The sequence below is a fragment of the Neobacillus niacini genome (genome assembly GCF_000759675.1).
Lineage (GTDB): Bacteria > Bacillota > Bacilli > Bacillales > Cytobacillaceae > Neobacillus > Neobacillus niacini_A.
On the sequence record NZ_BAWM01000069.1, the window covers coordinates 1 to 13583 of the forward strand.

Below are 13583 nucleotides of genomic sequence, written 5' to 3' on the forward strand. Positions count from 1 at the left end.
CATTAATAGTGCAAGCACGGTTCTGGGAGGGGGTGGAGTACAATCTACCGTAAGGTAGAAAGGCTCCATTCTACTCGACTAGTTGATGAAGAGTTTGATTTTTTTTGAAATTCCTATGATAAAATTAGGTAAGCATTAGATACTAGAAAGGAATTAAATATGGACAAATACAAGGTAATTTTATTTGATTTAGACGGAACACTTTCAGATCCTAAAGTAGGTATAACTAAATCGGTTCAATATGCATTACAAAAAATGGACATTGTTGAACCAGATATTGATAAACTTGAATGTTTTATTGGTTCACCACTACAAGTTTCATTTGCTGAACATTACAACTTTGATGAGGAAAACACACAAAAATCAATTGATTTTTATAGGGAAAGGTTTAAGGAGAAGGGAATGTTTGAGAATGAGTTATATTCAAATATTTCATTACTATTAAAATCGTTAAAAGAACAACAATTTTCTTTAGTTGTTGCAACTTCAAAGCCCACTGTATTTTCTGAGAAAATACTAAAGTATTTTAATATTGACCAGTACTTTGACCTTGTTGTCGGAAGTAATCTTGATGGAACAAGAACATCAAAAACTGAAATTATTCAATACATACTAGATAAATACAATGAGTATAAGCTAGATAACTTTATTATGATTGGTGACAGGAAACACGATATTATTGGTGCAAATAATAATGGTATAGACTCTATTGGAGTAACTTATGGGTATGGATCATTTGATGAATTAAATCATTCTAACCCTACATATATTGTCAAAAGTGTTGAAGAGTTAACGAAACTTTTGATGGGAAGTCTAGTCAAGTAAATCACAATTTGTTCTTAATCAAACGGAGTACTTGGATGAAAGATCGCAGCTGCCATTGAGGTATCCTTTCTTATTGTGCTAACTGGCAGGATAGTTTAAGAAGGTGCAGGAAACAAAAATGTATTAATACTAATAGTACTGTAGGGAGGGGTAGTCTGGATTTAAAAATACATAGCGATTTTTCTATGGAAAATCTTGATGAAATGAAAGAAATATATGCTTCTGTCGGTTGGACAAAGCATACAAAAGAGATTATAAAGCAAGTTTATGAAGCAAGTAATGTCATAGCTTTGGTTACAGTAAATGGTCGGCTTATTGGATTTGGTAGGGCGATGACAGATGGTGTTTTTAATGCTGCAATTTATGACGTTATAGTCCATCCAGAATTTCAAAAACAAGGGATAGCGAAACAAATTATGAAGTATTTACTTGATAAACTAAATAATGTTTCGTGCGTCCATTTAATCTCTACAACTGGAAATGAGGACTTTTATAAGAAACTTGGATTAAAGAGGGTTAAAACAGGAATGGCTAGGTACCTAAATCCTAACCTTGGAAGTGAATATTTAGATTAACAATTTTTCTTGTTGTGCTAACGGGTGCTTTTGTTAAGGATGATGATCGCCGCGGCGGTCATTTTTTCTTGTTGAATTAACAGGGCAGCATTCCTGTAATGAGTGAAAATGAGGTTTGAACAAAAAAATAACCTCTTGGTAGAATGAGAGTGTCCTGAAGCCGGCCAAGTAGCTCTGTTATTTAATATTTAGGGGTATTTTGTTCTTACAATAAGAGAAAGAAATGTAGTAAATAAAATGATTATGTGGATTTCAGCAAGTATCTTAATTTTATTTGCTGCATATCGCCTTGTGATAAATTTTCTATTAAATGTATCTATGTAGGTCAGAATCTAATTCTATTGGGCTTGTGAAGAGATACACTTAAAGTAACGGGTGCGATTCTTCAAAAACTAGTTCGCCATTTCTGAGTCGTAGCCTATTTCTGTTAAAATATTTATAGAGCGATACTCATCCGTCTTTACCTATATATTAGGTAGACGGGATTTATTACAACTTTTATTATGAAAGGTGATCATATGTTGAGATGTGCGTGGTGTATGAAAAAAATTAGGGATGAAAAGCCAGTATTTGGGTTAAGTGTTAAGTTTGCAGAAGGGATAGAATACTCGGAAAGTGAAGGAATGATTATACAAATAGGACTTCATTCTCGCAATACAAGTGTACCAATGATTGTAACAGCAAGAGAATCTAAAGCAAAATTGCAAGGAACTGATGGTATATTTGCTTTATGCAGTGAGAAATGTGGAGTGAAAATGAGGGATACCTTAACCAAGGAATTATCTACTTTTAGAGAAATTAAGGATATTTCCCTACAATAAATCTAAGAATTTTTACATAATTATACGTTCACTTAATAAAGCACGATTTTTAAATGAGCTTGTTTTGTAAAGAACATTTACCAATTTATACAAAACATTCTTTAATGGGTGCGATGCTTCATTAACGAAGGATAGCTTTTCTTATTCAAGTAACGGTGCAGGAAAGTTTAAGAAGGATTTTTCAAGTTTTTCACGAATTACCTAATATCAACCATTGAGATTGGGTGGTATTTATAAGAGAGCAAATCAAGTTTTATATGAATGACCAAACTGAAAAAAGTATTATAAATATGCTCCGAGCCTCCGGTTGTGTTTTCGCTGAAGAGGAGGCTCGATTACTTATTTTTGAAGCTAGGACCTTAGAGGAGTTAAAAAAAATGGTCGAAATCCGATCCGGAGGTATGCCTATGGAATACGTCATTGGGTACACAGAATTCTGTGGATTGAGGATAGAGTTAGATCCTGGTGTCTTCGTACCTCGCAGACGTTCCGAGTTTCTTGTCCATCAAGCAGAAAACCTTACTTGTATAGGGGATATCGTTGTTGATCTGTGTTGCGGGTCAGGAGCTGTGGGAGCATCTTTAGCAGCAACTTTGGAACGAGTAGATTTGTACTCTGTTGATATCGATCCTGCCGCAGTACGCTGTGCCGGCCGCAACATAGCTACTTACAGGGGTCGCGTGTTTGAAGGGGACTTGTATACAGCTTTACCGCCATCCCTTAAAGGCAGCGTGAATATCGTGGTTGCTAATACTCCTTATGTACCTACCAATGCGATCAAGCTCCTTCCACGGGAGGCACGCTTGTATGAACCTATGATAGCCCTTGACGGAGGAATTGAAGGACTTGACCTTCAACGTAGAGTGGCGAAAGAAGCACCTCTATGGCTAGCTCCTGGAGGGCATCTTTTGGTAGAAACGAGCGAACGGCAAGCATCCCAAACAGTTGAAATTTTTTGTAGTAATGGGCTTATCACCAAAGTAGCAAGAGACTATGAATTAGACGCAACCGTCGTTATCGGTACCAATCCTGACAATTAAAATTAAAATCTAGCTAGTACTAATTATCTATGAGAATTACTTACAATATACTAACCAAAATCACTCTTCTATTAACTGGTGCTTATGTTCAACAAGGGGTCGCTCCAGCGACTTTTTTTTTGTTTCACTAACGGGTCAGGTTAGCTAAAGAAGGAATTTTCACATTTTTACTTGAATATATCTTAGGAAAAGACTATAGATGGAGGGCTGTTTATGGCATTAGTTTCAATCTATACTGTTGGTAGGCTAAACCACCCCTATGACCACCCTGCCTCTCGTGAATTTTTTCAAGTGGGAAATGAAGTATATCGTCAGGCAGCTAAATCAGGACTTATAGAGGCGTTTTCACCTGAAGGAGTCTTTTTCCCTGCAGAAGCCGTAAAGGGAAATGGTTCTCCTATTCTTACACTAACAGTATGGAGAAGCCTTCAATCCTTATATCGCTTTACCTATTCAGGACAGCATATGCAAGCATTACGAGATAGAAGCAGATGGATCGAGCCATATCCAGAGAAACACCTTTCTTATGTAGTTTGGTGGACAGAAAAGGTTAAGGATGTCTCATGGGAGGAGGCATTCAAGAGATACAACTATTATATTCAGCATGGTCCCACTCCTTTTGCATATGATTTTAAGCATGCATTTGATGAAAAAGGGGAGACGTTCTTGATTAAGTAATAGAGGGACCCTTTATTAATTGGGAAATTATCTATTTAAACTATTGGTGACATTAAGGAGTAATACAACTTCCTGTGATATTTTTATCTCCATGTTTATTTATTCTGGAGGAAATTGTGAAGTATTACACTTAAACTATCGGCATCTATTTCTGGTGGTATGGCACTTAAAAATTATTTTGATTATTCAATGATAATTGGAGTGGGATTAGCTACGATATTTCAATTAGTTTCTGCTTATTCTCTCGGGATAAAGAACAGAGGAATTAAATCACATAACTAAATAGTTTTTTCAACAATCGAGGGAGGTAATCCAGAAGGATGAGTTTAGGTTGCGGTTAAATTAGCAAAGCAAGGAGTATTAAACAAAGGTTTAATGCTTCTTTTTTTTGATAAGAAAGTAAGTGTTAGTTATAAAATCTAAACACAAACCATAATTTTATAAAATATTTATTATAAAATGTATAATTAAACTTTACTTTTTGGTAGTTTTATTTTATTATGTTAAATATAGGGAGGCGGTCTTGTGAAAGAGAGCTTTGGTGATTCAATCGTAAACAAGGTATATGAGTTTAGAGTGTTAAAGAGGATGTCTCAAAAGGATTTGGCAGAAGCTGTTGGAGTTTCCAAACAAACTATTTTTGTTATGGAAAAGAATAACTACTCACCATCTTTAGTGTTAGCCTATAGAATTGCAAATTTTTTTGAAGTAGATATTAATGAAATATTCTCATATGTAGGAAAGGAAGATAACAATGATTGATGTATTAGACAGATGGATGCTTGAAAACGTAGTAAATTTTAATATTTTTGTAGGAATTATGATGTTTATTTATATTGGTTCTTTGCTGGTTCTATTTTTTGTGGGAAAGAAGTTTGGTAAACCAGACGAAAGAACGAATGCCATTTATTTAAAAATCATTTCTAGTATGTTTACTACCCAATTGATTATGACTGGTTTGTTTATTTCATTAGTTGACAGTGATATCCAATATTTTCGCCAGTTCTTATTATTATTCCAAGCGATTGTATTCCTTGTAGGTGCAATAAGTGCTATCAGACTATACCAAAAAGAGTTCAATTAAAACTTCATAAAAAAGCTATTTTACAATGAGCTGCCTTTTTGGTAGCTTTTGTTGTTAATACTAACGGGTGCATTAGCTGAAGATCGGAGCTGTCTTTAAGGCCGGCGGACGGAATTTCATGGCAGGAGGTAAAAGGGGTTAAATCATAGCTGTCTTCGGGCATTGCTATTCCATCTAAACTTCGTAGAAAACAACCGTTTATTCTCTTTTCAACAGTTGTAAGCTGGCCGCTTCTAGCACTGTATTTCCTCGGGTCAGCATATTCAAACGAAAATACATACAACGGAACTGCATTTGGCTGTGTCGCAGCGTCTAAATGGCAACTGGAGCAAGAAAGCTTATTTCCAGCATAGGGTTTGGAACTATTCGGGCCATCATATTTGGGATTATTAACAATTAACTCTTTTCCATATCGAATCATATCTTCTTGAACATTGTCCGGAATATCACTTTCATTAGGTTCTTCCCAGGTTTCTTGAATAATATCGTCCAATGTATTGGCATAAATTGTACCTGTTAAAACGATGCTGAATAAAAGGTGATTCCGAGACTGAGGAGCAGCCCCCTAAGATTCCAAATATTTCTCATTTCTATTTCACTCCTATCTTTTTATTAATTAGAACGCAATTTCTATGCTAAAAATTTTTTTAGGAGGAAATTAAAGCGGAGTATTAAGATAAGAAAGAAAAAACACATCAAGGACATATAAGGTGTAAAAGATATTTGACACCCTATATGTCTTTTATTATAATAAAGGTGTAAAAGATGTTTTACACCTTAAAAATCAAAAGGTGGCTCAGTGAATGAATAATAGAATGAAGGAATACAGAGAAAGAAATGGTCTTTCACAAGGGAAATTAGCAGAAAAATGTAATGTGAGTAGGCAAACGATTAATGCTATTGAAAACAATAAATATGACCCAAGTTTGCAGTTAGCATTTGATATTTCAAGGACTTTAGGAGTGACCATGGAGGATTTATTTATATCAGAGAAGGGAGAAATATAGAATGGATAAAACCAAAAAAATAATCGCAGTTTTAGCCTTTATTGTTTTCTTATCAATCGCAGGATTTTCCTTTTACAAATGGATAAGATTTGAAACTATTGATGCAGGTTCTATATTCTTTAGTTTTCTTGCTTTAACTTATTTTTTTAATTGGTTGAATTGGGGTCATCATGAAGGTGGTGGCGAGAAAGATGAATTAGGAAGACATATTGAAACTCAAAGCGCCAAAATAGGTTATTATGTACTAATGATTCTCGCTGGTTTAATACTATTTATTTCTGAAGGAACTGGCAATTTTAATAATATTGATAATTATCCACTTGTTATAGTGGTAGGTCTTACCTTTCTTACGGTTCCAATTACAGAATTTATTTATTCAATGAAGTACAAGTAATGATAACGATTATTATCTTATTAAACAAACGGGTGCTTTAATTTAAGATCAAGCTGCCATAATTGGTGGCTTTTTTATTTTTCATGTATCCAGCATAAGAATCTCGATAGCTATAAAGGAGAGCTGGCAAAAAGGACATTCCTTCTTCAACTAACGTAAGCAGGATAGTTGAAGAAGAAAAGGGAATATAATTAATTGAATTCAATGAAGGTGGTGGTAATATGAAACTTCCTAATGGAATAACTGGATTTTATGAAAATCATAATGAACCTCCAATGATTGATGGTAAACAGTTTAAACAGATATGTTTCAATCTTATAAAAAGTTATGGAGGTACGATTTTAGAATTTAAAGAACCAAGAGAAAAGACTAATTTTTTTGATGTGGAAGTTAATGTTTTTAATCAATATTTTGATTCCTTCAAAATTCATAACTGGTTGGCAATTAACATATGACTCTTTATTCTATGGAAAATCGCAAGTAATTCTTGGGCATTAGCCTTGTAGCTAAAAAAAGGGAGCAAGGCATTGATGAAATCCCAATGAATGTGGAGGGCTAACCTTGCTCTTAGGTATTATGTTATTCCATATATTGTAAAATATTCAATCCGTCTCTAATCAATACCTTTTGTGTAATGCGTATAACGAAGATAATAAGCAATAAAAAAGAAGGTCCTTGTTCAACTAACGAAGCAGGTTAGCATTCCCGTAGATCGTTAAATATCAGGTTTGAAAAAAATAGAGCCCCTCAGTAAGATACGAGTATAGAGTCCAATCTAACTCAGAGTCTTAAAGAGGAAGCCCTACTATGAATTTTAAAATGCAAGATAAACAAAATAAACTATTAGAAAGAATTTCCGATACACATCTTATTGTTGGTGTGGATATCGCTCAACAACTACACGTTGCCAGAGCAGTTAACTTCCGTGGAATTGTAGTCGGAGACCCTATTACTTTTGAAAATAATGAAGAGGGATTTGTTAAACTATTAAACTGGATTCAAGATTTAAAAAGATTAAAAAACTTAGATGCAGCAATAGTAGGTATGGAGCCTACAGGCCATTACTGGCTAAACCTATCAAAATGGTTATATAACCAAAACATTGAGGTAGTAACAGTCAATCCCCACTTAGTAAAAAGAAATAAAGAGAATCGTGATAATACCCAATCTAAGAGTGATAAAAAAGATGCACTCGTTATCGCGGATATGGTCAAAAATGACTACTATTCCTTTATTCGCCCATCATCAGAATCATTTGAGAAACTTAGAGTTCTAAAGTCTAATCATGATGTGATTGTAAAACGTCTCGTAATGTCTATTAATCAAATAAATCGATGGGTAGATGTTGTCTTTCCAGAGCTCCGACAAATGATCTGAATTTATTCCAATTACCAGTCATTCTATTTATAAGAGTTATGAAATCCCGCGAATAAGTGAGCATTCAAGAGATATTCGTATCAAACTGAGGGAGTTTAATAAAAATTCATTAGAATTGAAACTTTATTTACTTAGGAAACGCATTTATGGAAAATAATGGTAATTTGATAAAGATAGGGGATTAATACAATGAATATATTTATAATTACTGCTTTGATAATTTCCCTTATGCTTAATATTTATCTTTATTTTCAATTAAAAAGATACCAAGTAAATGACAATGCTTATAAAGAAAAATGGCAAGAAGTAATGGGATTGAGAAATCCATTAAATATTATTTTATGGATTATTTTAATATCAAGCATTCTAATAGGTGTACCAGTGACTTTATCACTCTTTTTCAACTAACGGGGTGCTTGAGTAGAACAAGGGGTTGTTATGAATAAGTGCAGAATGGGGATGACTCAGATAAAGTTATCCCCTTTTTTGTCTTGGAGCGGATGTCTGAACATAGGGGGAAAGTGCGAGACACAGCTGCACAACAATTAATAATACTGTGATTTTATGAAGAAGAAACACCCCTTTCACTCTCCCTTTGGACAAGGGGAGTGGTAATTCAAATCACACCTATCTGTATGAAGACGGAATTTCTCAAATCAACACCACACCCTTATAATAAAAATAAAAAAGTAGGTGTGAATCTACTTGTATTCTTGGAGGATAACAAAATATAACCCAAAAAACTGAGATGAAAGAGGTTATTATCTTGATAACAATGAATGGACTTCTTTTTCAGAAGTAGGAACTAAAGCCACTTTTCCTATATCTCCAGTGACATAAGTGACAGGCAACGGATACCATTACATTCGACTCACCCTCTTCTTCCTAAATATAGCAAATAGTATTAAATTGGATTATTATGAATTTTTGGTATATGTGTTCCGTAGGTTAATTCAAAATAAAAGGCTCTTTTCTCAGGCTTTGTTGCTTTTATGATAAAGATTAAGGTCTTAAGTATTTACTGACATTGGTGCAGGAATGATTAAATTTGGTATGAACGAGAAACAAGTTCAAGAAACTCTACAATTAGAACCACAAAAATATAAAAAATCGCCAATGAGTAATGTATTGACAGTTGCTTACCCATTTTGCCATATGTATTATAAAGAAAACGGTGAATGTGAAGCAGTCGAGTTTTTCGACACAGCAGTGGTCACATTTCAAGGAAGGTCATTGCTCGAGACCTCTTAGGAGGAGTTAAGTAGGCTTTTTAGAGAGTTGGATAGTTCATTGGAAGAAGATGAGACGGGACTTATTTCGTTTAAGTATGGTATCAGTATATATTCGTCTGATTTGCAAAATGTAGAGGGTGTTCTTGCATTTGAAAAAGGATATTATGAGTAGGGTTATTTAACTAACGAAGTAGTTTAGTGCAATAAAAATTTACATTACTTTTGCCTAATTAGAATATAATGGTAGTAAAAAGATATTGGAGGGGTTTTATGAAGCTAGTAGGGGAACAAATTTATCTTCGACTTTACAAAACTTCTGACGCCAGCGAGTTAGCAAACTTACATACTAGAAATCGAGAATTTTTTCAGCGAGTTAGCCCATTACTACCAGAAGCCTTTTATACAGAAGAACATCAAAAAATACGCATTGAAAAGGCATTAACAAAGAAAGATGAAGGGCATTTATATGCTTTTGGAATCTTTTTAAAAGCAACTGATAAACTTATCGGAGACATTTCCTTAACTCAAATTGCTAGGGGAGACCTCCAAAGCTGTTATACGGGATTTACTTTAGATAAGGAGTATAATGCAAAGGGCTATACAACAGAAGCTCTTCAACTTGTTGTAGACTTTGCTTTTAGAGAATTAAAACTGCATAGAATTGAAGCAGGAGCTATGCCTGACAATATAGCATCTATTCGTGTATTAGAAAAAGTAGGGTTTAAAAAAGAAGGTATAGCTAAAGAAAATCTAAAGATAAATGGAAAATGGACAGATCATCAAATATTAGCTATCATCAACTGCTTGGATGTGTAAGCTCATTTCACTTCTGAAAATATTATGTAAACGAAAGGCAGTCTCGCTCGAGACTGCCTTGTACAATTTTTTAAATTTTATCATTACTACTTTAAAAAAGTACGTAGCGGTAAAATTGTATATTGTACGAGGGATTTGGTACTTATCTGTGGAGTTGTTTGGCAACTCTCTTTTTTATTGAAAATTGTGAAACGTTGCACTTAAACTAACGGGGTGCTTGAGTTTAACAAAAGGGTTGCTGTGGCGATCCTTTTTCTTGTTCAACTAACGAAGCAGATTAGCTAAGGAAGGAAATAGAAAATAAAAGTAGAATTTATTTAAAGGATTGAATTTGTTATTCCGAGTCAGAATAGTTAAACAACGATTGATTAATTGGGAGTTAGAAGATGAAAAATAAAAAAAGAAATAGAGACGGCTTTTTTAAAGATACCCTAATTGAGTTTATATTTGAAGTGGTTTGGAACCTCTTAATGTTTATACCAAGAATGATAATTCGCTTAATAGGGAACATTTGGTGAAGTAGTTAGTCAAAATAGAGCTAACGAGGGCGATTGCAAATAAGAGCAGTCATTTTTTTACAAACAAGACAGCATTTCTGTAATAAAGAACTGTAAAAAGGATATGTTTGTGAATAAACGCACTTAAACTAAAGGGTGCAAGAGTTAAAGATGAGGACTGCTTCGGCAGCCCCTTTTCTTCTTGTGCTATCGAGTGAGTTTAGTTGAATAAAAAAGGACTGACTATTGCTTAGTCAGTTAATTTGACCGAAGGTGCTTCCTTCGCGTCTACTATATAGTATTCAAGAGATGGACAAGCTGTTCATAATTCTACGAATTTGTTGATAGTTTTTTTACTGCAATTTTCCATTGGCATCCTTGTGTGAATTAGGACACCATTTCTTCTTCAACTAACAGGGGCGATTCTTCAATAATGGAGATCGCTTTTTTTCTTATTCAAATAACGCAGCAGGTTAATTTAATAAGCAATATGTTTCAATACTAGAAATTTAGAAATTCATAAAGGGTGTTTAGGATGAGAGAAAAATTAAGGGAAATAATAAACCAAAAAACTTCAAATCCATTAATTATAATGATGTGTGGTATCGCAGGTTCAGGGAAGACTACATATGCACAACAGTTGGAAAAAGAAGGGTTTGTTCGTCTTTCGATTGATGAAGAAATCTGGAAGGTTAATGGACGTTATGGAATAGATTATCCTGTTGAGAAATATAGCGATTATCAAATTGAAGCAGAAAGAAGACTTCGTAATCAATTGGTAAGTCTTATTCAGGATAAACGAAAGGTTGTTATTGATTTTAGTTTTTGGCAAAAAGCTAAACGAGTTGAATACAAACAACTGATTGAAGAAGCTGGTGGTGAGTGGAAACTTATTTATTTGAAAGTTAGTCTGAAGTTATTCGCCAACGGTTGAATGAACGGAGTAAAAGATTTGATGCAAATGCAGCCTTTCCAATCACCGAAAATACGTTAATTTCTTACCTAAAGGGATTTGAAGTACCTTCACACGAAGGGGAAGTTGTAATAGAGTCAACATAAAAAGTTTACTGTAAGCATTGAGTAGAATAATATTTTTATTGAACTAAAGGGGGCGATAGTAGAATAGACTGTTGCTTTTTCACCCATTGGTGCAGGTTACTTCAATAAAAATCTATAAGTAAGTTGTAATAATATGTTAAAATTCAGAAAAAGGGGTGGTTTAAATAGAGATTATATTTCTTTTAATAATCCTTCTTGTATTAGGAATTACAAACTTTATTGCTTTTAAAGTTTCTGGTAAAAATAGAAAAAAGAGAATTTGGGCTGGATTAATTATTTTACTTTTAACGCCTTTAGTTTTTTTTGTTACAGGTGTTAGTGTTAGTCCTTTTGACCCTGGTGGATTTGGAACTGGAATATTAATGGTATCTTATAGTTTTTTATTTGCTATTAACGGGATTATTATCATTATTATTGGTATATTTACACAAAAGTCCTTAAACACTTAAATAAGAGTAATCATAAGCCATTTTTTAATGGGAGCTTTGCTTCAAGAAGGGGCAAGGCATTTTTCTTGTTCAAGTAACGGAGCAGGATAGTTGAACAAGAAACTGTTAAAATAGTCATAAAAAAGGTGATGGGAAAATGGCTATATTTCCAGAAGAAAACGACTTTCTTTCGTTATTCGAATGTGAACCAACGTTATTAGATAACACTGCGCAAGACTTGCCATTTTATTATAATAAAGCAACATACCGATTTTGTAATGGAGAGGAAGACTTTATTGTTACTCTTTCTCCCTCTTATGGTGAAGTCAAAATACAAGTAACTCAGCGGGCTTCAAATAGATTGTTATCACTTTTGGACCTGAAACGGGTTGATAAATTTGAAATTACAGCAGATAAGAAAGACCATTCAAGGGTGCTATTAACAGTTGTTAATGAGGACACTCAACAAATGATTGAAATTGATTTTAAGCCTTATTTTAAACAGATTTTTAAAGAACATTTTATTCGGTAAGTACAAATTCGTATTAAGCTCACAGGTGCAAGACTTGAAAATCCGGCTGCCGTAATGGTGGCTTTTTCTTATTGCACTAACTGGCAGATTAGTTGAAGAAGAATTAACAATTTTATCCTTTCTTCAAAGGAAACTGTCAACTGATATATGGTAAAATAAAGGAAATAACAGATGGGGGAAAATTGAATGAATGAAGTAATTCCTGCATTATTTACTCTTTTACCGTTATTAATACTAGCATTTGTTTTAAGGTGGGTCCGCCAAATCAAAATAAATAGTGATATTCAAGTTGAACAAAATAAACAAATTATCTCTATTTTGCAAAAAAATGAAAAGAAAAATTAATTGTTCTTAAAACATACTGGGTGCGATGCTTTAACTAGGCATCGCCCTTTTCCTTGTTCGACTAACGGGGCAGGTTAATTGAAGAATGACTTAAAAAAAGCATCGGCTTTATAACTGATGCTTTTTCAACTTTTTGATATGGAATTTGCAATTTCCACTAATATTTTGGGTGTAACTATACCAGATATTCAACAGCCATCTAGTTTCTTTAAATCATGATTTAATTTCCGTGCTTGATTTTTGAAGTAAAGATAAAATGCAACCCAATAGATCGTATAGACGACAATGGAAATTAAGAGTGTTAACAAAATGCTGGTAATATTAAATGGAATCCAGCCAATCGTGAGTGCCAAGATGAGGTATAGGATTATGATGGTTAAAAAATGGAGAATCGTCTGCTGGGATAGTTTCAAATTCCTGTTTTCAAAGTATAAGGGACTGACTGTAAACAACCAGCCACAAAGAGCGGAGCCGATGGAGTTTTTCAAAAATAATGGTCCATCTATCATTTTGAAGCCACCGAAATGGATATATAAATTGGTGACTAAAACCGCAATAAAGCATCCGAAGAAAATACCGATAAAACTACGGATTATAAATGTTTTCATTCTACTTTCCTCCTGTTCAATTTTAGAGCTTCTTTAATCGCAGGGACATAGTTACGAGACACATATTCTTTCTTTCCTGATTTGAAGTAAACGCAGAGTGTACCATTGAATGATGCTTCAAATCGGCTTAATTGATTTAAATTGGCGATAACCGATTTAGACAGGCGGATAAATTTTTTAGAAGGGAGCAGGGCCTCGAGCTCATATAACTTCTCTTTTAAAATAAAAGAATCTATTTCCGTTACGGCGATAATATGATCGTTTT

Annotated in this window: 19 protein-coding genes and 1 pseudogene; 17 read left to right on the top strand and 3 right to left on the bottom strand. The window is 33.9% G+C overall.

All coding sequences use genetic code 11. The annotated features are described in order from the left end of the window. Positions 1 to 159 precede the first annotated feature (159 nt). From TR08_RS19315 to TR08_RS19345, 7 genes are all read left to right on the top strand, one after another. Positions 160 to 825: an HAD family hydrolase gene (locus TR08_RS19315; protein ID WP_045521028.1), complete on the top strand. Its 666-nt coding sequence runs from the start codon at positions 160 to 162 to the stop codon at positions 823 to 825. A gap of 185 nt (positions 826 to 1010) precedes the next feature. After that, entirely contained in the window at positions 1011 to 1400 is a 390-nt protein-coding gene (locus TR08_RS19320) for a GNAT family N-acetyltransferase (RefSeq protein ID WP_238579194.1), read from the top strand. A gap of 539 nt (positions 1401 to 1939) precedes the next feature. Then, positions 1940 to 2221, top strand: coding sequence for a hypothetical protein (locus TR08_RS19325; RefSeq protein WP_238579195.1), 282 nt, complete (start codon positions 1940 to 1942; stop codon positions 2219 to 2221). 257 nt (positions 2222 to 2478) lie between these two features. Further along, positions 2479 to 3261, top strand: coding sequence for a putative protein N(5)-glutamine methyltransferase (locus TR08_RS19330; RefSeq protein WP_045521034.1), 783 nt, complete (start codon positions 2479 to 2481; stop codon positions 3259 to 3261). Between the two features lie 213 nt (positions 3262 to 3474). Then, positions 3475 to 3939, top strand: coding sequence for a DUF3291 domain-containing protein (locus TR08_RS19335; protein WP_045521036.1), 465 nt, complete (start codon positions 3475 to 3477; stop codon positions 3937 to 3939). A gap of 525 nt (positions 3940 to 4464) precedes the next feature. Next, on the top strand, positions 4465 to 4701 hold the full coding sequence (locus tag TR08_RS19340) for a helix-turn-helix transcriptional regulator (protein ID WP_045521038.1): 237 nt from the start codon (positions 4465 to 4467) through the stop codon (positions 4699 to 4701). Then, a complete protein-coding gene (locus TR08_RS19345) occupies positions 4694 to 5023 on the top strand; it encodes a hypothetical protein (protein ID WP_045521039.1) in 330 nt (109 codons plus the stop codon). Before TR08_RS19340 ends, TR08_RS19345 begins: the two co-directional genes overlap by 8 nt. A 4-nt stretch (positions 5024 to 5027) precedes the next feature. On the opposite strand, the gene TR08_RS19350 is transcribed toward TR08_RS19345, so the two are convergent. Then, positions 5028 to 5516, bottom strand: a complete 489-nt coding sequence (locus TR08_RS19350; RefSeq protein WP_052427534.1) for a c-type cytochrome — start codon at positions 5514 to 5516, stop codon at positions 5028 to 5030. 310 nt (positions 5517 to 5826) lie between these two features. On the opposite strand from TR08_RS19350, the gene TR08_RS19355 reads away from it, so the two are divergent. The 10 genes and pseudogenes from TR08_RS19355 (at position 5827) to TR08_RS32680 (ending at position 12710) form a co-directional block, all read left to right on the top strand. Next, positions 5827 to 6030: a helix-turn-helix transcriptional regulator gene (locus TR08_RS19355; RefSeq protein WP_045521040.1), complete on the top strand. Its 204-nt coding sequence runs from the start codon at positions 5827 to 5829 to the stop codon at positions 6028 to 6030. Position 6031: 1 nt separating this feature from the next. Beyond that, positions 6032 to 6424, top strand: a complete 393-nt coding sequence (locus tag TR08_RS19360; RefSeq protein ID WP_045521041.1) for a hypothetical protein — start codon at positions 6032 to 6034, stop codon at positions 6422 to 6424. Positions 6425 to 6645: 221 nt separating this feature from the next. After that, the gene (locus tag TR08_RS19365; protein WP_045521043.1) at positions 6646 to 6879 is read left to right on the top strand and encodes a hypothetical protein; all 234 of its coding nucleotides are present in this window, start codon (positions 6646 to 6648) and stop codon (positions 6877 to 6879) included. Positions 6880 to 7231: 352 nt separating this feature from the next. Next, positions 7232 to 7795: pseudogene (locus TR08_RS19370) on the top strand (IS110 family transposase); the annotation flags it as partial. Positions 7796 to 7990: 195 nt separating this feature from the next. After that, positions 7991 to 8209, top strand: a complete 219-nt coding sequence (locus TR08_RS19375; RefSeq protein ID WP_045521044.1) for a hypothetical protein — start codon at positions 7991 to 7993, stop codon at positions 8207 to 8209. 630 nt (positions 8210 to 8839) lie between these two features. Continuing rightward, positions 8840 to 9052, top strand: coding sequence for a hypothetical protein (locus TR08_RS19380; protein ID WP_045521045.1), 213 nt, complete (start codon positions 8840 to 8842; stop codon positions 9050 to 9052). A gap of 251 nt (positions 9053 to 9303) precedes the next feature. Further along, positions 9304 to 9849, top strand: coding sequence for a GNAT family N-acetyltransferase (locus TR08_RS19385; protein WP_045521047.1), 546 nt, complete (start codon positions 9304 to 9306; stop codon positions 9847 to 9849). 1032 nt (positions 9850 to 10881) lie between these two features. Further along, the gene (locus TR08_RS19390; RefSeq protein WP_238579196.1) at positions 10882 to 11280 is read left to right on the top strand and encodes an AAA family ATPase; all 399 of its coding nucleotides are present in this window, start codon (positions 10882 to 10884) and stop codon (positions 11278 to 11280) included. 710 nt (positions 11281 to 11990) lie between these two features. Next, entirely contained in the window at positions 11991 to 12365 is a 375-nt protein-coding gene (locus tag TR08_RS19395) for a hypothetical protein (protein ID WP_045521049.1), read from the top strand. Positions 12366 to 12551: 186 nt separating this feature from the next. Further along, positions 12552 to 12710, top strand: a complete 159-nt coding sequence (locus TR08_RS32680; protein ID WP_193747796.1) for a hypothetical protein — start codon at positions 12552 to 12554, stop codon at positions 12708 to 12710. 188 nt (positions 12711 to 12898) lie between these two features. Here TR08_RS32680 and TR08_RS19400 read toward each other — a convergent pair whose 3' ends face one another. Together TR08_RS19400 and TR08_RS19405 are read right to left on the bottom strand one after the other, a co-directional pair. Further along, positions 12899 to 13318 (bottom strand): DUF3021 domain-containing protein, encoded by a 420-nt coding sequence (locus tag TR08_RS19400; protein WP_045521051.1) that lies wholly within the window; start codon positions 13316 to 13318, stop codon positions 12899 to 12901. After that, on the bottom strand, positions 13315 to 13583 hold a 269-nt coding region (locus TR08_RS19405; RefSeq protein ID WP_193747797.1), incomplete at its 5' end, for a LytTR family DNA-binding domain-containing protein. The genes TR08_RS19405 and TR08_RS19400, both read right to left, overlap by 4 nt.